This window comes from Rhizobiaceae bacterium (genome assembly GCA_023953835.1).
In the GTDB taxonomy this organism is placed as follows: Bacteria; Pseudomonadota; Alphaproteobacteria; order Rhizobiales; family Rhizobiaceae; genus Mesorhizobium_G.
This window is the reverse complement of record JAMLJB010000001.1, coordinates 1,223,433-1,242,957: the sequence shown is the minus strand read 5'-3', so window position 1 is coordinate 1,242,957 and position 19,525 is coordinate 1,223,433. Positions and strand designations below refer to the sequence as shown.

General features: G+C 58.4%; 13 protein-coding genes and 1 pseudogene. 5 read left to right on the top strand and 9 right to left on the bottom strand.

Annotated features, from left to right (window positions below; genetic code table 11):
* Positions 1-4: 4 nt before the first annotated feature.
* The 4 genes and pseudogenes from M9924_05785 to M9924_05770 all read right to left on the bottom strand — a co-directional run bounded on the left by M9924_05785 (position 5) and on the right by M9924_05770 (position 3,919).
* A pseudogene (locus M9924_05785) lies at positions 5-806 on the bottom strand (transporter).
* A 60-nt stretch (positions 807-866) separates the two neighbouring features.
* Complete coding sequence (locus M9924_05780) at positions 867-1,859, bottom strand: haloacid dehalogenase-like hydrolase (protein ID MCO5063912.1); 993 nt, start codon at positions 1,857-1,859, stop codon at positions 867-869.
* 69 nt (positions 1,860-1,928) lie between these two features.
* On the bottom strand, positions 1,929-3,581 hold the full coding sequence (locus tag M9924_05775; GenBank protein MCO5063911.1) for an arylsulfatase: 1,653 nt from the start codon (positions 3,579-3,581) through the stop codon (positions 1,929-1,931).
* Positions 3,582-3,664: 83 nt separating this feature from the next.
* Complete coding sequence (locus tag M9924_05770; protein ID MCO5063910.1) at positions 3,665-3,919, bottom strand: hypothetical protein; 255 nt, start codon at positions 3,917-3,919, stop codon at positions 3,665-3,667.
* Positions 3,920-4,161: 242 nt separating this feature from the next.
* Between M9924_05770 and M9924_05765 the strand changes: the two genes are divergently transcribed.
* Entirely contained in the window at positions 4,162-5,985 is a 1,824-nt protein-coding gene (locus M9924_05765) for a tetratricopeptide repeat protein (protein ID MCO5063909.1), read from the top strand.
* Between the two features lie 62 nt (positions 5,986-6,047).
* Here the strand turns inward: M9924_05765 and M9924_05760 are convergent, their stop codons facing one another.
* Complete coding sequence (locus tag M9924_05760; GenBank protein MCO5063908.1) at positions 6,048-6,710, bottom strand: GntR family transcriptional regulator; 663 nt, start codon at positions 6,708-6,710, stop codon at positions 6,048-6,050.
* On the opposite strand from M9924_05760, the gene M9924_05755 reads away from it, so the two are divergent.
* Genes M9924_05755 through M9924_05740 form a run of 4 tightly spaced genes read left to right on the top strand, consistent with a single transcriptional unit; the run spans position 6,701 to position 11,052 of the window.
* Positions 6,701-8,221: an aspartate aminotransferase family protein gene (locus M9924_05755; protein ID MCO5063907.1), complete on the top strand. Its 1,521-nt coding sequence runs from the start codon at positions 6,701-6,703 to the stop codon at positions 8,219-8,221. The genes M9924_05760 and M9924_05755 overlap by 10 nt on opposite strands.
* Before the next feature lie 34 nt (positions 8,222-8,255).
* On the top strand, positions 8,256-9,209 hold the full coding sequence (locus M9924_05750) for a TRAP transporter substrate-binding protein (protein MCO5063906.1): 954 nt from the start codon (positions 8,256-8,258) through the stop codon (positions 9,207-9,209).
* A 54-nt stretch (positions 9,210-9,263) separates the two neighbouring features.
* Positions 9,264-9,767: a TRAP transporter small permease gene (locus M9924_05745; GenBank protein MCO5063905.1), complete on the top strand. Its 504-nt coding sequence runs from the start codon at positions 9,264-9,266 to the stop codon at positions 9,765-9,767.
* Positions 9,768-9,771: 4 nt separating this feature from the next.
* Positions 9,772-11,052, top strand: a complete 1,281-nt coding sequence (locus M9924_05740) for a TRAP transporter large permease (GenBank protein ID MCO5063904.1) — start codon at positions 9,772-9,774, stop codon at positions 11,050-11,052.
* Between the two features lie 51 nt (positions 11,053-11,103).
* Here M9924_05740 and M9924_05735 read toward each other — a convergent pair whose 3' ends face one another.
* The 4 genes from M9924_05735 to M9924_05720 all read right to left on the bottom strand — a co-directional run bounded on the left by M9924_05735 (position 11,104) and on the right by M9924_05720 (position 19,287).
* Entirely contained in the window at positions 11,104-12,513 is a 1,410-nt protein-coding gene (locus M9924_05735) for an adenylate/guanylate cyclase domain-containing protein (protein MCO5063903.1), read from the bottom strand.
* 27 nt (positions 12,514-12,540) lie between these two features.
* On the bottom strand, positions 12,541-13,599 hold the full coding sequence (locus M9924_05730) for a methyltransferase domain-containing protein (protein MCO5063902.1): 1,059 nt from the start codon (positions 13,597-13,599) through the stop codon (positions 12,541-12,543).
* A 258-nt stretch (positions 13,600-13,857) separates the two neighbouring features.
* Complete coding sequence (locus M9924_05725; GenBank protein MCO5063901.1) at positions 13,858-15,219, bottom strand: chloride channel protein; 1,362 nt, start codon at positions 15,217-15,219, stop codon at positions 13,858-13,860.
* Between the two features lie 111 nt (positions 15,220-15,330).
* The gene (locus tag M9924_05720) at positions 15,331-19,287 is read right to left on the bottom strand and encodes an AAA family ATPase (GenBank protein MCO5063900.1); all 3,957 of its coding nucleotides are present in this window, start codon (positions 19,285-19,287) and stop codon (positions 15,331-15,333) included.
* Between the last annotated feature and the right edge of the window lie 238 nt (positions 19,288-19,525).

Below are 19,525 nucleotides of genomic sequence, written 5' to 3'. Positions count from 1 at the left end.
GAGGTTATTTCTTCGGGAACAGGAAAGTGATGGCAAAGCGTGCGCCAAATCCATCAGGTCCGCCGTCCGGACTCGAAGCCCAATAGCGCAGACCAGCCTGGAAATTGATGGGCTGCTTGTTGATCGTCACCAACTTGCCCACCATGAAATTGATGGGCACGGACCATGCTTCGGCTTCCCAATCATATGTCGATTCAGTGTTGAGCGCGAAGGTCCACGCATCCTTCGTCGTGTAGCTGATGAAAGGTTGCAGGAAAGTCGCGTTTATATCGCTGCGATCGTCGTCGCCCGCGAACGACCATATCTGGTTGGCCAGGACGCCATAGGTCCACGGGCCACTCTGTTTCAGGACGACGCCGGTAGGACCTGCCCCCCACTTCTCTCCGCTCAAGAGCGGGTCCGTTCCGGTCGGCAGAAGCAGCACAGGACCGACGCCCCAGATGAGACCACCAGGACCGGGCGCTTTTGGCGAGAAGAACAGGCTCTGGGTCGTATCGCCGAGGCCGAACTGGCTTCCGGAGTCGCCGGCGATATCGTTGCCATGCAATCGGAACAATTGTGCGCGAGATAAGGTTCCAGTCTTCGTTGAGGGAAATCGGAATTACCGGCTGCACATTGACCGTGGCCTTCGATCCGTCCTCAGAGCCATATCCGGTATCGTAGTTGAATTGGAAGGGTACGCTGATGAGCGAGGCGATGGGATTGGACAGTTGCTTTGCAAGGTCGGCATCCTCGGCAGAGGCATTAGATACCGCAGTCAGAGTGGTGACACATGACAGCAACCCGAACGCAAACAGATTTTTCATGGCTTCCTCTCCTCAGGAATCGTGCTTCCAACTCTGCTGTGCCACCCGGCCCAATCCGCGTTATTGTGGATAAACTTGATTCCAGTCTGCCTTAATACTGACAATTGTCCAGCCGTGCTTTGGTGCGGCGTCGAGCGCCTTGTCCAACTTGCCGAAATGTGACTGGCGATCATATGCATATTCGCGGTCGGCATCGTCGTGGTGCACGATCAACCCGAACCTGCGTCCGGGGCCGGAAGTTGTCCATTCGAGCATCTGGAAGTCGCCGTCTGAATTGCCGAAGGCGGCGATGGGGCGCTTTCCGATGCGGTTGTAGATGCCGACGGGCTTACCTGCGCCGTCGTCAATGAAATCGACCTCTGCCAGACGAGAAATGACAGGTGCGGCGCCGCTGTCATCATACTTGGCCTTGATGGATGATCCCACGACCCTCTCTGAAGGAATGCCATACACGCGTTCGGTCCATGGCCGCATGAATTCCATGCCGCCGCCCGATACGATGAATACCTTGAACTCATTCGACTTGAGGTAGTCGATCAACTCCAGCATCGGCTGGAACACCATTTCGGTATACAGACGTCCAGTCTTGGGATGCCTGGCGCTCTCGATCCAGTCGGTTGCGATTTTAGTGAATTCCTCGCTCGTCATTCCGGCGTGGGTCGCACCGACGACTTCCATGAGCCCCTTCTCCCCCGACGCGGCCACGCCGACAAGGTCGTTGGCAAGGATCGACTTGAAAGGCTCGGTGTCCTTCCATTCCGGGTGGTCGGGCGCCATCGCCTTAACGCGATCCAGCGCAAACGCGAGCTGGACATACATGGGTTGTTCGCCCCACAGCGTGCCGTCATTGTCGAACGTGGCGATACGGTCCGCCGGGGCCACGTAGTCCGGGCCCCCTTCTTTGGTAACGGCCGTAACAAAGTCGACGATGCTTTGTTTCGTCGCGCCTTCCTTCCACGAGGGAAGGTCCTGTGCAAACACAGACGCTGTCGATCCAAATGCGAATGTCGCGACGAGCGCGAGTTTCAAGAAGGTACGTCGTACATAGTTCATGGAATTCTCCACCGATGAAACAGAAAACGATCGCCGGGAGAAGTCCCGGCGATCGATCGCAATCAGTCTTCAGTTACCGGTGGGCAGTCCGATGGTTACCCCATCTTTGGCCAACTCATCGCGGATGAACTGGAAACGCTGGTACTGAGTCAAGGTGATCGGGCCCGAATAGCTCTCGCTCTGCAACTTGCGGGGCGGATACTTTACATAGGTCTGCATCAGGTCGTTGATCGCCTGGCTGATCGTAACCATGGTCCAGGTGCGCTCGGTGAAGTTGTTCATGAAAATATCATAGCGTTCCTGGGGATCCTGCAGGATGTCAAATACCTGAGGAACAGTTGCGGCATAGCTCTCCGCACCCTTCCAGCCGAGGTTCGAGTCAACTGCGAGACCGCCGGTTGATGCGCCATCGTCGCCACGCAGGTTGAACACCGCCTTATAGTGGTCCACGCGGGCCGCGCCGGGGGTCAGTTCGTTCTCGGTGAAGTAGAACCAGGAATTGCGCTTGGAAGGACCTGTTCCTTCCCAGACGGGCGTCATGTCGTAGCTGTCGAAGATGATCGGCTTGCCTTCCCGATCTTCCGTGGGCAATTTGATTCCAGCGACAGAAGCGAAGGTTGCCATGAGGTCGAGGCCGCCGACGATGGCCGCGCTCTTGCCCTCCGGCTTAACGTGGCCAGGCCAGCGGACCATTGCGGGAACGCGGTTGCCGCCCTCACGCACGGTGCCTTTTGTTCCACGGAACGGCGTATATCCAGCGTCCGGATAGACGTCCTGCCATGCACCGTTGTCGGTGGTGTAGAACACGATGGTGTTGTCACGTAGTCCGAGGTCGTCGAGCTTTTTCAGGATGTTGCCGATACGGGTATCGAGTTCCACCACTGAGTCGGCATATTTGCTTTTCGAGATGGACTTGCCTTGAAACTCCGGTGCCGGAAGGTTCGGCTGGTGGACCTTCATGAAGTTCACATTGATATAGAACGGCGTGTTCGGCTTCTTCGCGGCTTCGTCGAGGAATTCCAGCGCCGCCTTTTCGATATAGCCGTCAAAGAAGGGGATACCCACCACACCCTTGTCCGGTGTGTCGACATACTGACCATTGATCTTGAAGTCTTCAGTAGCCTTCTCGCCGGCCTTGCCCGAGAGAGAGCCCTTGGTCACCTTCTCGAACATGGCGCGCAGATCGGGAGTCATGTCCGGGAACCAGGTCGGGTCTGCATAGGTGTAGGCGTTCAAATGGTACAGGCCGACATACTTCATGACGTCATAGCCCTGCGCGTTGGGGAGTGCGTAGTCGTCCTCGCCCAGGTGCCACTTGCCGGTGAAATAGGTGTCATAGCCGCCCGTCTTCATGACCGAGCCAAGTGTCCATTCCGCCGCAGGCAGGCCGCCGCCCTGGCCCTGGAAGGCCACGGTGGTCATGCCCGAACGGTTCGGGATACGGCCGGTCTGCATCGCTGCGCGACCGGGAGTACAGGATGGCTGGGCATAGAAAGAGGTGAACATCATGCCGTCATGCGCCAACTGATCGAGATTGGGAGTGGGCATGCCGCGGTTCTCGCCGCCCAGATAGGCGCCGAGGTCGCCATAGCCGGTGTCATCCGATACGATGAACAGAATGTTTGGTTTGGCCTGATCCTGCGCGGCCGCAGGCAAGCCGCCTAGCAATGCCAATCCGGTGGCCAGCAGCCATCCGGATGGTCGAAAGATACGAGGGGTCATTTTCAGTGCTCCTGGGGTCATTTTCGGAAGCAGGTCTGAAAGATCGAAGTGATCGCCCGGGTTGAAAAGCTGGCCACCCGCCATTAGCACCAGCCCCTGTCCGTCGTCTGTCTCGGCGCGTTGAGGAATTCGAGGATCTCGGCTTCAAGCTCACCGACCAGCCGGCGATAGTCTTCTGCTCTTGTTAGGTCTGCCTCCCAGAAGGCGAGTGCGCGTGTGGCAGCCGCATAGTCCTCACAAACCACCCGAAAATCGGGGTTGGAGGCGTAAAGCCGTCGAATTGCAAACTCGTGCAATTCGAATCGGCGGGTCACAACGGCTACGTCTATCCATGACATCAGTTGAGCCTTGGCCCGACCAACACCTTGCGCATGCTTTCGCGTGTGTTCGCGCACGGCAAGGTACGAACATGTTCGTACCTGTGTTCGACGAAATTTAGCGCCGCTCAACGGGCCCGTTACGCAGCGTAAGCGAGTTTGTTAGGAGTAACGCAATTTGCTATAGATCAAGGCGTCGAGACCAGATCCAAACGATAGTGGTTTTGGCGGGGTAGGCGGCCTCTGTGCGGAGATTGGATGCAATGGTTATCGCCACCCTCAGAGAGGGGAAGTCGGTTGCGGGGGAGCATATTCGCCCGGGCGACATCGAAGATGAGCTTGAACGAATACTTGGCAGCTCCGAATTTCGGGCGTCGTCGAGACGCAAGGAGATGCTGCGCTTTCTGGTAGGCGAAACGCTTGCCGGTCGCGACCGTATGCTAAAGGGTTACGCGATCGGGGTTTCGGTATTTGGACGCGGTCCGGATTTCGATGCTCAGGCAGACCCGGTGGTCCGGCTCGAAGCGCGCCGGCTGCGTCGCGACCTCGCCAGCTACTACGTTGCTGAAGGGCGCAACAATCCATTGCGCATATCTATCCCGAAAGGCGGTTACGCGCCTGAAGTGCACCGGACCGGAGCCGATCTCGCTTTGCGTGCTGCCAATCCGTCAGCTGAGGTTCTTTCGGAAGACCCGGAATATCATGCGCCTGAGTTAGCATCACCTTCATCAGTCGTCATCGCTACGACAGACCGGCTGAAGACCGTTTCGGGATTGATGTGGACCTTTATAGCAGGCGGTGTGGCGGTGGCTCTGGTTGCCCTGCTGAGCTATGTCGCGCTTGGCGATTGGTATAGGCAGCCCGCCAAGGGGCCAGTCATCTCTCAGCCGTCGGTTATGGTGCTTCCATTCGACGCCGTGGGCAGCAGCCAGGAAAATGCTTTCCTAGCTGTGGGAATTGCGGATCAGATTGTGACTGAACTCAGTCGCTTTTCGGATTTTCGGCTTTACTTGCCAAAGGTGCCGACCGGCCAGCAGGTGGCAGAGGATCCGTTGGAAACAGGGAGTCGTATCGGCGCGACCTACGTGGTTGCTGGCCGTGTCAGTTCGGATGAATCCGGTGTCCGCATTGGAGCAAGATTGTTGGAGGTGCCCTCCGGGCGTGTGCTTTGGGCCGACGAGTTCGACAGAGCAATGGCGCCGCAGAAGCTCCTGACTGTACAGGGTGATATCGCCGACGCAATAGCGACGGCGTTGGGTCAGCCATACGGAGTGATCAAGACGGAGATGACCCGTCAGTTGGCTGCCGGGTTCTCTCCAACCATGACAAGTTATGAATGCGTCTTGCGCGGCTACGCGTATCGCCGCAGCTTCGCGAGAGAACTACATGCGCCGGTATTGACGTGCCTGCAATATGCGGTCAAGCGCGACCCGGAATACGCCGATGCGTGGGCGATGCTCGGCTGGCTGTATCTTGACGCCGCGCGGTTCGACTTTGTGCCGAAGGAAAGCAGGCCAGACACTTTTGACAAGGCGCTCGACGCCGCTTCGCATGCCGTTTCGCTTGACGGAAAGAGCGTGCTGGCGCTCAAGGCGCTCGCTTCGATCAATCATTATCTTGGGAACTATGAAGAGGCCGAACGTACACAGCGTCAGGCTCTGGCACTCAATCCGAACGATCCCGATACATTGGCCCAACTCGGTTGGCGCATGGCCGTTCGGGGAAACTTTGAGGAAGGCATACCCTACCTTCGCCGCGCCATCGAGAGGACAGTCAATCCACCGGGCTGGTATTTTCATCTCATTGCTGTCGATCACTATTTGAACGGAAGGTATCCTGAAATGCTTGCTGCCGCGAAGCGGGGTATCGGTGATGGTTCTGGAGTGAGTTGGTCTCTTGCAGCTATTGCCTATGGCGCGATGGGCAACGCTCCGGCAGCGCAAGAAGCGCTGGTCAGGATGGTGGAAATAGCACCGGCTCTCGGAAAAGATCCGGCTGAAGTCTATCGCCGGCACGGCGCGACCGACGACATTGCCAACGCGCTCGCCGCCGGTCTGCGCAATGCTGCTCGAGTGGCATCGAACTGAAAGCAGTCTTTTCTCGACCTGCCAGCTTCAGAATTTCTTCGCCGATGCGATCGGTTGCGTACCTATCCGCGTGGTCGGGCAATGCGTTCCGCATCAGGCTGGGTGTGTCGATGCGCTAGTGCGAAGGCCCGATCGGCGTCGCCGCTGCATATCGCATCAAGCAATGGTTCGTGCAGATCGACGATGATCTGCGGCTCAGGATACAAATGGTCCGCCATCCTGAGAAACAAGAGGGCGGGACCCACCAGACGTCTATAGAGCTCAATTAGCCGTTCGCTGCCCGCGATTTCAACCACTGTTCTATGAAAGGCCAGATCGAGTTCAATGAGCTTTTGCCGGTTTCCGGTACGGGCGGCGTTGCGCATGTCGCCGAATACGCGCTCCAGTCGGCGGCGTCCGTCGTCGTTGATCGTCTGTGCCGCCAATCGAGCGCCCAAAGATTCCAAAGTGTCACGCAAGATGGAGATTTCACGAACGTCCTGTTCGGAAATCTCTATGACAAAATGACCGCGCCGGGGACGATGGACCACCAATGCATCGGCCTGAAGATACTTCAGCGCGCCACGGATGGTGCTTTGGCTCACACCGAAGCCATTCGCAAGATCCATTTCGACGAGCCGATCGCCCTGCTTCCAAATTCCGCCAAGTATGTCATTCCGTATCAAATTTGCCGTTTCGGCTTCAAGGCTCGGACGAGACAATCGGGCTTTTCGCGTTGCGCTCAAAACGCCCTCCCAAGTTCCATGACATCTGCTGCACCAGTGCATCGCGCAAGCTGTGCCATTGCTGCATACGCCAACGACGAACAGAAATTCAACCCTTGCAACAATTATCGATAATCGATAATGAAGGTGTAGGGGAAATTGACACGATGCTTGAGCAAAAGCCGCGCAGTGGAATTTTCTATCGGGACTATTCCGCCCATTTGCCTGTCGCGGCACGCGCAGATGGCGTGTGGATCGAAACGACAGACGGACGCAAATATCTTGACGCGGTAGGCAGCGCGGGCGTGGTCGGGATCGGCCATGGCCGCACCGAAATCTACGATGCGCTGGCGCGGGAGGGGAAAGACGTCAGCTATGTCTATACCGCCTCTTTTACGCATCCGTGGCAGGAACGCCTTGCCGAGGCCGTGCTTTCTGTCGCGCCGAAAGGCATGGCTTCCGTCTATTTCGTTTCGGGCGGGTCGGAGGCAAATGAGACTGCCTTGAAGCTTGCGCGGCAATATCATGTTGAACGCGGCGAGCCCAAAAGACACAAGATGATTGCGCGATGGCAGAGCTATCATGGTGTCACCATTGCCACGCTGTCCTTGTCAGGGCGCACGAGCTGGCGAGCGGCCTACGATCCCTATCTTCTGCCGGTTGTGCATGTGGCGCCGCCCTACGAGTATCGTTGCGGATACTGTCGGGACCGCGGTGGATGCACAAATGCGTGCGTCGAGGAATTGGAGCGGGCGATCCTGTTGGAGGGTCCCGAAACGATCTCCTGCTTCTTTGCGGAAACGATAGTCGGTACGACCGCCTCCGGAGTAACGCCGCCGCCGGATTATTACCGCCAGGTCCGTGAAATATGCGATCGCTACGGGATACTGTTTATCGCTGATGAGGTCCTGATGGGCTACGGGCGCACCGGCCGGCCTTTCGCCATTGAAGACTGGGGTGTGCTGCCTGACATGATCACTTGCGGCAAAGCGATTGGTTCAGGATACGCGCCGCTGGGAGCCGTTATCGTCAACGACAGGATTACCGATTTCTTTGAAGAAGGTCGTCGGCGTTTCGTGCATGGGTTTACCTACAGCGGCCATGCAAGTTCGTGTTTTATTGGACTTCAGGTTTTTGACATCATGCAGCGTGAGGGCCTGTTCACTCGCGCTTCGACCGTCGGGCCTTACCTGCACGGACGTCTGCGCGACCTGCAACAGCGACATCCGCTCATCGGCGAAGTGCGCGGTCGCGGATTGTACGCCGGGCTGGAATTCGTAGCTGATCGCGCGACGCGCGCGCCGTTCTCTCCCGACCTCAATTTTACCGGCCAGCTTGTTTCAGCCCTGCGAGACCGTGGCGTGATCGTGGGCGGAGGCGTGCCGGGCGCCAACTTTGGCAAAGGCGGAGATCACATCCAGATCAGTCCACCATTCACGATTGAAGAAAGCGAAATCGACATGCTGGTCGACGCGCTCGATGAGGCGTTGGTGCAGTTTGCCGGAAAGCTGGACGCCCAGGCGGCAGCCTGAGGTCCGATCATACAAACTCAAACAGGGGAATAAGATGAAAGCCTGGATCACCACACTTGTTGCCGCAGTCTGCCTTGCTGGCACGGCGCATGCCGACGTCTCCATTCGAATTGGAGGAGCTGGTACAGATGCCAGCCCGGACACCAAAGCGATGGAAGTCTTTTCTGAAAAGCTCAAGGGCCGGCTTGGGGACGCTGCATCGGTCGAGCTGTTTCCCAACTCCCACCTGGGCACCGTCGATGAGATGGTCGAGCAGGTGAAGGGAAACGTGCTCGAATGCCTCTATGAAAGTGTCGGCGTACTGGGTTCATTTCACCCGGCGGCCAATATTGAAGGCGTCGCGTATATCTATCGCGACGAAGACCATTTTTTCCGCATCTGGCGCAGCCCTGTCGGTCAGGAGGTTCTTGACGATATTGCCAAGCAGGCCGGCATTCGCGTCGTTGGACCGGCATTCCACGGGTTTCGTCACATGTTGACCAACAAGCCGATCACCAAGGTTGAAGATCTTTCGGGGCTCAAAATTCGAGCTCCGGGCATTCCCGCTTACATCGAATCCATTCGAGCTCTCGGTGCGAACCCGGCTACAGTCGCTTTCGAGGAAGTATATGCCGCCCTGCAAAGTCATGTCGTTGATGGCGTTGAACAGCCCTTGACGGCAATCAAGGACAAGAGGTTCTATGAAGTCGACAAGAACCTGGCGCTGACCAGCCATATGGCTGAAACAATGGGCTTTATGTGCAACGCCCAATGGTTCGACGGCCTTGATGAAGCCACTCAAAAAGCTATCGTCGATTCAGCGACGGAAAGCGCGGACTGGTACAAGACCTACACTGACGAAACGCAGGCTGCCCTCTTGAAGGAACTGGAAGCGGAAGGCGTTGTCGTCACCAAGCCTGACCTGGCTCCCTTCATCGCCAAAGCGGCAGAAGCTCAGTATGATCCGGCCTTGCAGCCAGTCATCGAGAAGTTCCGTTCGGTAAAATAGAACTACACATCCGCCCGCCCTGTTGGGCGGGCGGATGGTTCTCGGCAATAGGTAATGACGGCTATTCTGACGACCATTGGCGGCATCTTGCGCGGGGCGCTGACGTTCTTTGTGGGGGCGGCACTTTTCTTGATTGTCGCACTGGTTTTCTACCAGGTCATAACCCGCTATTTTACCGGGACCGCGACCCCCGGGCTGGCCGAAATCTCTCGCTTCCTCTTCATCTGGCTTGTTTTTGCCGGAGCCGCCTGGCTGATAAGCAGGAATGAACTCATTGCAATCGATTTCCTGTCTTCCCGCCTCAACGCAGCGGCGCAACGACTGCTTCGCCTTTTCGTCGATTTCTGCACCGCAGCCCTGCTTGTAGCTTTGCTGTCATACTCCGGAAAGCTGCTCGACGTGGTTTCGACGAAACATGCGCCGGCAACGGGCATCCCCTATGTTTGGGTATACGCGGCGCTACCACTCTTTGCGCTCATAGGCTTGATTTTTCTCCTGGAGCGCATGGTCACAACCCGGTTTGGCAAAATAGTGCCGTCAGACGCGGGCAGGGATTGACGCCATGCTCATGCTGCTGACCCTTGCCCTTGTCCTTTTTACCCTCATGTTTCTCGCAGTTCCGGTCGCAGTCGCGTTGGGGCTCGCTTCCGTCGTCATCATCGTCATATGGGGAACACCTGGATTTATCCTTGCCCAGAAAATGGTGAACGGCGTGGATTCCTTTCCCTTGTTGGCTGTGCCGTTTTTCATTCTCGCAGCATCCATCATGAACAGCAGCGGCATCACGCATCGGGTCGTAGGCTTGCTTGGAGCCATGCTTGGACGCTTGCGCGGGAGTTCCGGCACCGTGAATGTGGGCACAAATGTCTTTCTTGCAGGGATATCCGGCTCATCTGTCGCGGACGCGTCTGCAACGAGCGCACTTCTTGTTCCCGAAATGCGGAAGGAAGGTTACACTGGTGGTTTCGCGGCAGCATTGACAGCAGGTGCCGCTTTGCTCGGACCGATTCTGCCGCCATCAATCCCACTCGTTATCTATGGGGTCATCGCTCAGGTTTCGATCACAAAGCTTTTTGTAGGCGGCTACATACCCGCGCTGATAATGGCCCTTGCGCTCATCCTCTACGTAAATTGGCACGCAAAGCGCCAAGACCTTAAGCGTCGGGGATCACAGGACTGGGCCACGATCTGGGCCCTGTTTCGTTCCTCGATCTGGGCGCTCATGATGCCTGTGCTGCTGGTCGTCGGAGCGAGAGGAGGGTTTTTCACTGTCACCGAGATTGGCGCGGTGCTCGTGGTCTATGCCTTGTTCGTTGGTTGGGTGATACATCGCGAATTTCGCTGGAAGCAGTTCCCGGCCGTGCTTGTCGACGCGGGTATGCAAACGGCAAACATCCTGCTGGTCGTTTCGACCTCGTCGTTCGTAGCCTATCTGATGGTGGTGCACGGCGTGCCAAAGGCGTTGATGACCTGGATGCAGGAGACTCAATTGTCGCCGACCGCCTTTCTGTTGATGATCAATGTCGTGCTTCTGGTCGCCGGTGCATTCCTGGATTCCACTCCAGCCACGATCATCATCGTTCCCATTGTTCTCCCAACGGCGTTGTCCCTAGGCATAGATCCGGTGCATTTCGGGCTCGTCGTTGTCCTCAACCTGATGATCGGGCTGATCCATCCTCCAATGGGCCTCAATCTGCTCATCACGCAATCGGTGGCGAAAGTTCCGATGTCGGAGGTGATCAGGGAGAGCTTGCCAATTCTGGCGCTTATGATCGCCATACTCCTGTTCATCACTTTCGTGCCAGCGACGGTCCTCTGGCTTCCGCAACAGTTCGGGCTCTGACGATCTCCTCACTCCGATCACGTGAAATCGTGAGAGAAGAAAGCCGTGCTCTCATGGAATCTCGTAGACATGAAAGGGATTGCCCAGCCCTTTCAACTCGACGTCGTGTGGCCTGGGAACAATAGATTTCTGGCGAAGGAAGTGTTCGGTGGCAGGGTCATTCACGATTGAATCGGTGACGAAAATCGACCTCGAATCGGCGAGCCCCTGCACTCTCGATGCAATATTGACCGTCTGTCCGAAATAGTCCTGGCGCTCGTTCATATTGACGGCAATGCAGGGTCCTTCGTGAACGCCGATCTTGAGAATGAGCTCGCGTGCACCGGAATCTTTTCCGATTGCATTGATTTCATCGCGCATCCTCAAAGCCGCGGCCACGGCGCGGTCGGGCGTCGCAAACGTCGCCATGATTGCATCGCCTATTGTCTTGACGATCGCGCCCGCCTCGGATCGAACGATGTCGTGCAAGCAGTGGAAGTGCGTTCTCACAAGATCGAAAGCGGTGAGATCCCCCACTGCCTCATAGAGTTCGGTGGATCCCCGCAAATCGGTAAAGAGGAAGGTGAGGCTTGTAATCTGCAGGCGCTGAGCGACATCGAGCGTTTCAGTCCGGAACAGGTCACGAAATGTCTGGTTCGTGAGCAGCCGCTTTGCGGTAAGAAAGCTCCTGCGGCGCGAGAGCAGATCATGCAACACATCGCCAGCCAGGATGATGCTCGGCAATATGCGGGTATCGGTCTTGTTTTCTATGGAAAGGCGAAACGGACCGGGTCGCATCTTCAGGGTCTGGTTGTGCGTGTGTTCGCGGTCATATGAAATCGAGATCGACTGACGCTCCTGTGTCGGTTCTCCCTCGACTTCTATGAACTGCACCATGTGGGTTACAGGGTCGAACACCACGACGAAGCCCGATGGCAGGAGGACCGACAGAACCATCTTCTCGCCGCTGCCGACTTCGACATGGTCGATAATGAATTGGTTGGTGACCTCTTCGTAGCTGTCCTCGGGCAGGTCGATCGCAGAGCCCCAATACATTTGTCGATAGTACTCAAGGGCAGGCAACTGATCGGGAGAATGCGCAGCGATCCGACGGACACGTGTGCTCACGGTGAACGTCACTTCGACCATTTCGTCCAGGGTCGGTTGATACCCCTCGGCGCAGATCGAGCATACATATGACTCTTTGCGGATCGTCTTCAGGCTTTCATTGGTGTCCAGAACACCTCCACAGCCCGGACAAAGGACATTCCAGGTTATGGTGAAAAGGCCGATCTGGACCGCGTGGAGAAAGCCGGAGATTGTTTCTTCCGGATCAAGGTCGTTTCGCTCCGCAAACGCCAGCGGATTGATACGAAACAGCCTTCGATCGGGAGCATCCGCAATTTCCCTCTCTATTGCGTCTGCGACAGGTGCGGCGACATGTGTCCGCAAAAGCCCGAACATCGATTGAATGTCAGTCATGCGCATTCTCCGCATGTATGCGTGGGACTACACCTGAATTTCGAGCACCATATTGAAAGGGGTTTCAGCGGCGCGGCGGACACGCGAAAATCCCGCTTCCTCCGCCACGCTTCTCAGCCGCGCTTCACCGGCCTGCGCTCCCAGCGCCAGCCCGACCTCCTGATCAAGTGAAGCCGGAGTGCAGATCATCGTGGATGCAGCGTAATAGACACGGCCCACAGGATTGAGATTGTCCTGCAGACGGTCTCCGGCCAGCGGCTCGACGAGCATGCAAACTCCATCGGGCTTCATTGTCCGGCGGATATGCGCCAGCGCGCCGACGGGATCGCCCATATCATGCAGGCAATCGAAAAAGCAGACCAGATCGTAGTCATTTGCCGGCACGTCCTTGGCCACACATTGCGCAAAGCTCACGCGGTCGGCCAGGCCAGCCTCGATTGCCGCGTTGGCGCCGTCTTTGATAGATGGCAAATGATAATCGAATCCATAGAACCGTGACCTCGGAAAGGCATTGGCCATCAGCAGGGTCGAGACGCCATGGCCGCATCCGACATCGGCAACGCGTGCGCCGCGCTCAAGCCTGTCCACCACGCCGTCGAGGGCGGGCAACCAGTCTTGAATGAGATGATGCTTGTATGTGGTGCGGAAAAACCGGGCGGTTCCGCAGAAAAGACATTCCGAGCGCTTGTCCCATCCAACGCCTCGACCGGATCGAAAAGCGCTTGTGACCAAGGGTTCGTCCCGGAATGCGGCCGCGACGAGGTCCCCGACCGCGCCCAGGAAGACCGGGCTGTCCTCGTCGGCGAAAACACATGCCTGTTCAGGCGGCAGCGAGAACCTGCCATCGGCCGGATTGAATTCTACATAGCCTGATGCCGCCTGGGCGGAGAGCCACTCCCGAACATAGCGTTCCGTCGTTTTCGTCCTGGTGGCCAATTCATCCGAGGTGAGCGGACCGTGGTCTGCCAGGGCTCTGTAGAGACCCAACTTGTCCCCCAGCAGAAGAAGCGAGGCATTCATCGCTGCTCCGATGTCGTCCAGCATCTTTCCCATGAATGCGTTCAAGCGTTGTTCATCTATGGTCATGACGACCAGCCTCCTTGTTTTCCGGCTATGCAATGGAATGCGTGCCGATTCAGGAGAGCAAACGGCGATGGTTGGCTCCAAGTCCTACGGAAGGAATATATCTGGAGTGCCAGCAACAACGGGTCAGCCTCCCGACTGAGCCACAAAACGCGATTAAAACGGTCACGTCATCCGCATTGTATGCATGCCACGCCATCATTATAGCATGATCGGCAGGCCTGCGGCAGGGGATTTTAGATTGGAACTGCCGCCGAAATCTCAACTGACTGCGCCCGTGGCGCGCCGCCGTTTAATTGCTTCTGCAACAAAAAGGCGGGCCAGCGCGTGGTAGAGTGTCTCGCGCGTGACCAGCCGCGCCGTGCCATATCCTATCATTGCGGCGCCCATCACCGGGATTACGTTGTCATGGTTTCCCGTCATCTCAAGTATAATGACAAATGCGGTCATCGGGGCCTGCACGACACCCGCGAAATAGGCAGCCATGCCAAGGATTGCCGCGGCTCCAGTGGGGGCGCTGAGAAATTGACCTATAGTCGCCCCAATCCCCGCTCCGATGGAAAGCGAGGGTGCGAAAATGCCTCCGGGGATGCCTGAGATCATTGAGAGAAAACTCGCCGCAAATTTGAGGAACGGATAGGCTATCGACGGGGGGCTGCCCTCAACGGCCAGCCGTGCCTGTTCATAGCCCGTGCCAAACGTATCTCCGCCGGAGAGAATGCCGATAAGTGCGACCCCCAACCCGCAACCGGCCGCAATAAGGAGTGTTCTTGGCATAGGCTGATAGCGGTTCCACGCTCGGATCTGTCGAGTGCATCTCAATGCGAGCGCCGAAAACCACGCTCCTGCGACGCCGCCTGTCGTGCCGCATGTGCCGATGAGCAACCAGTCATCAAGCGAGATAGTTTGATCGGTGACGCCGAAATAGGTGTAGCTGCCCAACAGCGCCATGGACGCAAGGCCCGCGAGAATGACAGCGGAGAGAATCAGGCCATTGGTGCGGGCCTCGTAGGTGCGGCCCATTTCCTCGATCGCAAAAACGATACCGGCGAGCGGTGTATTGAAAGCTGCTGCAATACCCGCCGCGGATCCGGCGAGTATCAGTCCGCGCGCCCGCGCCATGCCTCCCCATCGTGCCGCCGTAAGCATGATTGATGCGCCGACCTGAACCGTTGGACCTTCGCGTCCGATCGATGCGCCTGAAAGAAGTCCCATCACCGTAAGGCAGACTTTACCGACGGCGAGCCGAAGCGAGAGAAGGTGAGCCCGGTCATCGTCTTCCCGCAGGTGGCGCGACGCGATTGCCTGGGGAATTCCGCTGCCCTGTGATCCCGGGAAGAAACGCGCCGCCACCCATGCACAGGCTACGAACCCCATCGGAGTCACAATGACAGGAATGAACTCGCGCCAGATTTGGTCCGTACCTGCGGCGGGCGTGATCGCCAGATGGAATATCCTCTGAGCCTCATCCGCGAGGACGGCGAATGCAACGCTCACTAGGCCAATGGTCGCTGCACCCGTCCAGAACACCAATCGTGGAATCCACACCCTGCGGGAAATGCCTATGACCCGTGAACGCCTCAGGAGCTTGCTGCGGGTGAATTTCCTGCTGTTGATTTCCATGGCTGACGATTTTCAAGCGAAGCTTAGGTGCGGAAGCGATGACGCTTCACGTTAGCAGACATGGCGACTTATGACACAGGCTTCTGGCGGGGGGTGAGATTTATGATGCGACTAGGCTCGATCCTTCCGCCTCCGAATTTCCGCAGCGATCATGGACTCGTCTTTTCGCAGGTGAAAACTGCGCGCATCGGTCGTCGCCTTTTGCCAGCTAGCCAGCGCTTCGTCCTTGCTGCCATTCAACCACTGGGAGGCCCCGGCCCACATACCAAGTTGCGCGATGCCGACGGGAAAGACGCCGACATATCGCTTCAATTCGGTCAGCGCCTCATGCTCCCAATCCTGCCAATGCTCATAGCGTTGAAGCAGGCCGACCTCGCGGCCCCGGACAAGGACTTCGAGCGCGCCCGCTATGCCGACGAGGATGCTGTGGGAGGAAGGTCGCCGCATCTCGCGCAACAGGCGGAGCGTTTCGCCTACGGCATCGATGCTTTGCGCGGTGTTGCCGATCCTCGAAAGCGCCAGTGCCAGTGCGCCCATCGCGGAAATTCTTGCCGCAAGATCGACCGATCCCGGCATCGCGGAGGTAATGAGCCGCAATATGTCGATCGCCTCGCGCGGCCGATCCGTGTGGAGCAGGCACAGCGCCTTGCACCGCAGTGCCCAGATTTCCTGCTGGATGTTGCCGGCGTTCTGCGCGTGCGAGAGCAGTGCCAGCGAAGTCGGCTCCCAGGCATCCTGGTCGCCGCGATAATACTGGGACCAGAAGCGCATGCCCTGTGCATTGCACCAACGCAATTGATCGCCTGCCTTGAGCGAGAGGCTTTGCGATTGGTCGAGGCGCTGATCCACCATAACCCAATCTGCGCGGCCCAACCGCCAGAGTGCATCGAGATTGCAGACATGCGAGTGGAGAGCGGGATCGCCGAGCGCAATGGCCACATTCTCCGCGCGCCGCATGAAGTGGTCGCTGGCGCGGGTCCATCCCATGATGCCGAGGCCACAGGCCAGTTGCGATGATGCGATGGCCAGCTCGACGGACACTCCAGTGCGCTCGGCATGGATGGCGGCGCCGACGAGATTGCACATGCCGCGCGTGAAGCGAAGTTCGAAATAGTCGACCATCGCGGCCTGGCTGAGGCAGCGCGCGAGTTCACAATCCCAGTTCTCCGGCTGGCCGGGGCCGTCCGGGACGGAAGCGGGAGGAAAGGCCTGCTGGAGCGTGAGACGGATCGAACGAGCGAGAAGTGAGGCTAGTGTCGCCGGCTCACCATAGGGAACCGGCCGCCCGGCGACATCCAGTGCATGGCGCACCGCCACGCCCTGCGCATGAATGTCACCGCGGCTGTAGTGCGCCTCCGCCAATTGCCGTCTCCAGCGCACCGAACGCAACTCCTGATCCTGGCTCCATGATTGCCGGGGAGGCTCATGCGCGAGGCAGATATCGATGAATGCCTCGACTTCGCGAAACGCGCCGATCTCCAGCGCGCTGCGGGCCGCAACGTCGGCAAACTGGACGGCCTTGTCGTGGTTGCCTCCAGCCTCGTGGTGCTGCACGAGGGCGGCAATCTCGGCTCCCATCGCTTCGGAGTGATTGGCCTCGATCCAGCTTGCGAACGTGCTGTGCAGGCGCGTCCTCACATCTCCCGGAATCGAATTGTAGACCACGTCACGAATTTGATCGTGGCGGAATTCATATCCGTCTGTGCCCGTTTCCCGGCGCACCAGCCGCGCCTCGCAAAGAACTTCCAGCGAGTTTCCCGCAATGCCACCGCACAGAGCGCCCAACGCCTCGCCGGTAAATGAGCGACCGATCACCGCCGCCGAGCGCAGCACGTCCTGCGCGGGCGCGCTCAACCTGTCCACGCGTTCTCGGATAACCCGTTCCACGCCTTCGAAATGCTTGAGGTCGTCCAGCGGCCTGATCGAACGCCACTGACCATCACGCTCGGCGATCAGGCCTTCATCCTTCAGCGTAAGCGCAATCTCTTCAGCAAAGAACGGATTGCCGCCTGCCAGCGTAGCGACGCGGCGGATGATCTCGTCGTGAGGCGGCACGCCGCCAATCGTCCGCACGACAAGCTCCGATATCGCAGCATTTCCCATTTCCGTCAGTTCAACGACGCGAATGTGCCCTTCATCGCTTTCGGCATTTGTCCATAAGGCCCGAGCGCGCTGCTGGAGGCTTCGAAGTTCTTCGGGGACTTCTCCCGCACGCACGCATAGAACAATCATCAAGGGAGAAAACGATCCGAGAATCCATTCGACCAGCCGCCACGATGCCGAGTCGAGCCACTGGCTGTCTTCCAGAACCAGCGTCATGGGGCGGGGCGCCAAAGCCTCGATTATCTCGCCCAGCAGCCGCATCGTAGCATCCGCCCTGTGCGCGCCCGTGAGATGCCGCGTCCCTTCTGATTGAAGATTTTCGATGGACAGCACGTCGCCGAGCAGGCCAAGGCGCTCGGTTATGGCCGGCCAATGGGCGGTGCGGCCAGAGATGCGTTCGAATACCTCGTTGGCGTCGCTGTCATGCGGTAGGTCCACCAGCGATTCCAGGACGCGCCGCCAACCGAGGAGCGACGTTCGCCTGTTGTCGCGTTCGGCTTTCGAAATGAAGACGGGCAGGCCTTCCTGCCGCAGATCCTCAGCGAAGGCGTTGGCGAGGGCGGTCTTGCCTATCCCCGGCTCTCCCTGAACGATCACGAGCCTGTTGTGTCCCGCCGCCATTTCCGCATGGGCGCGCTTCAGGACAGCGATCTCCCTTGTGCGACCGATCAGCATGCTGGCGGGCAGGGCGACGGTGGCAGGGGCCAACGGGCTATAGATCGGCGCCATGTCGCCCAGCCCCTCCAGCCGCAGGGTGCCGCGACTTTCGAACCGGTACGCCGACCTGGCCGCCCTTTCGGTGGGAGCATCGCAGACGATCTCGTTAACGACCGAAGTCATCAGGCGTGCAGCACGGTTCACGGGGGGCCCGAGGATCATCAGTTGCCGGCGTCGCGGGCTGCCGACGACCCGGACGAACGTATCGCCTGTCGCTATTCCGACCGACACATCGAGGCCGAAGTCGAGGGCTGCTTGCCTGATTGCGCGGGCGGCCTCGATGGCGCGCTTCGGGTCGTCCCTGTGGAAGGTCCCGCGCATGCCGAATGCCGCGACAAAAATCAGGCCCTTGTCGTCGAACATCAGCTCGCCCGCCGGGCCGCCCAGATCGCGCAATATGCCTTGCATCGAAGCACAGAGGAGATGGTGGCGGCGCAGCGAATTCCCTTCCGTGGGATCGAGGCCGGAAACGCGCGCGAGCAAGGTGGAGATGGGCCTGATTTCCGAAAGCGCATCGAGGCGCGCATCGACGGGCGATGGCATAAGCCCGGCCTCGTCACCTTCATCGGCAACGATCTCCTGCAGGAGTGGCGGAAGAAACTCGGCCAGCCATGCGGTCGGTGCGGATGTGGGCGGCGGATCGCCCGGCACCTCTTGTTCGACCTCGGCTGCGTCATGCAACAGTTGCTGCGCGTGGTCGGAAATAACGAACTCCCAACTCCGCGCTCCTGCGAGCGCCCTGGCTCCGTCGGCCACGGCCTCGCCTCCCACAATCAGGTTCCATGTCGGCTCGCCGCCGACCGCTGCTGCCCAAATCTCGCCTACGCCGATGCCGAAATGCAGCGCCGGCTCGTTTTCGTCATGATCGGTCAGGCGTTCCCAATGCTCCCGACAGATTGCGTCAGCGCATTCCGACGCGCTTCGGACGGCGTCGGCGACCCCAAAGGTGTCGACCGGCCAGTAGGCAAGCAGCGAGTCTCCCGCGAAATTTGCAACTTCGCCACCGCGCGCGCCCACTTGTTCCGCGCATCGCGAATATGCCATTCCAAGCAGTCGGGGCACTGCTTCCAATCCACCATGGCCGCGCCGGGCAAGCTGCTCGACAAGGCTGGTGAACCTCGAAACGTCGATAAAGAGAACGGCGGCGGAAAATTTGATGGCGACAGGTCTTTCACCGTCGATCGCGTGGAGCCTGCCAAGCAATTGCAGTGGCAGAAAGCTCTCAAGCAATTGCCTGTTCTGATCCATTCCCCAAGGCCTCGCGCTTGCGCGGTCCAGTTCAGATCAGGGGCATTGCCCGATTGCGCCAACTCGAGTTTCGAGCAAATTCCCCGCAGTATGCTTCCGCCTTTTTGCCCGTCATCGGGATCTTTGCATCATGCCGGTTCCGCAACGGCAACTCCAGCGAAATCGCTATACAATCTTAAGTAAAGGAGTAGACTGAAACTGCTGGAATACGGACTGCATGCAACTGAGGGACTTGCCA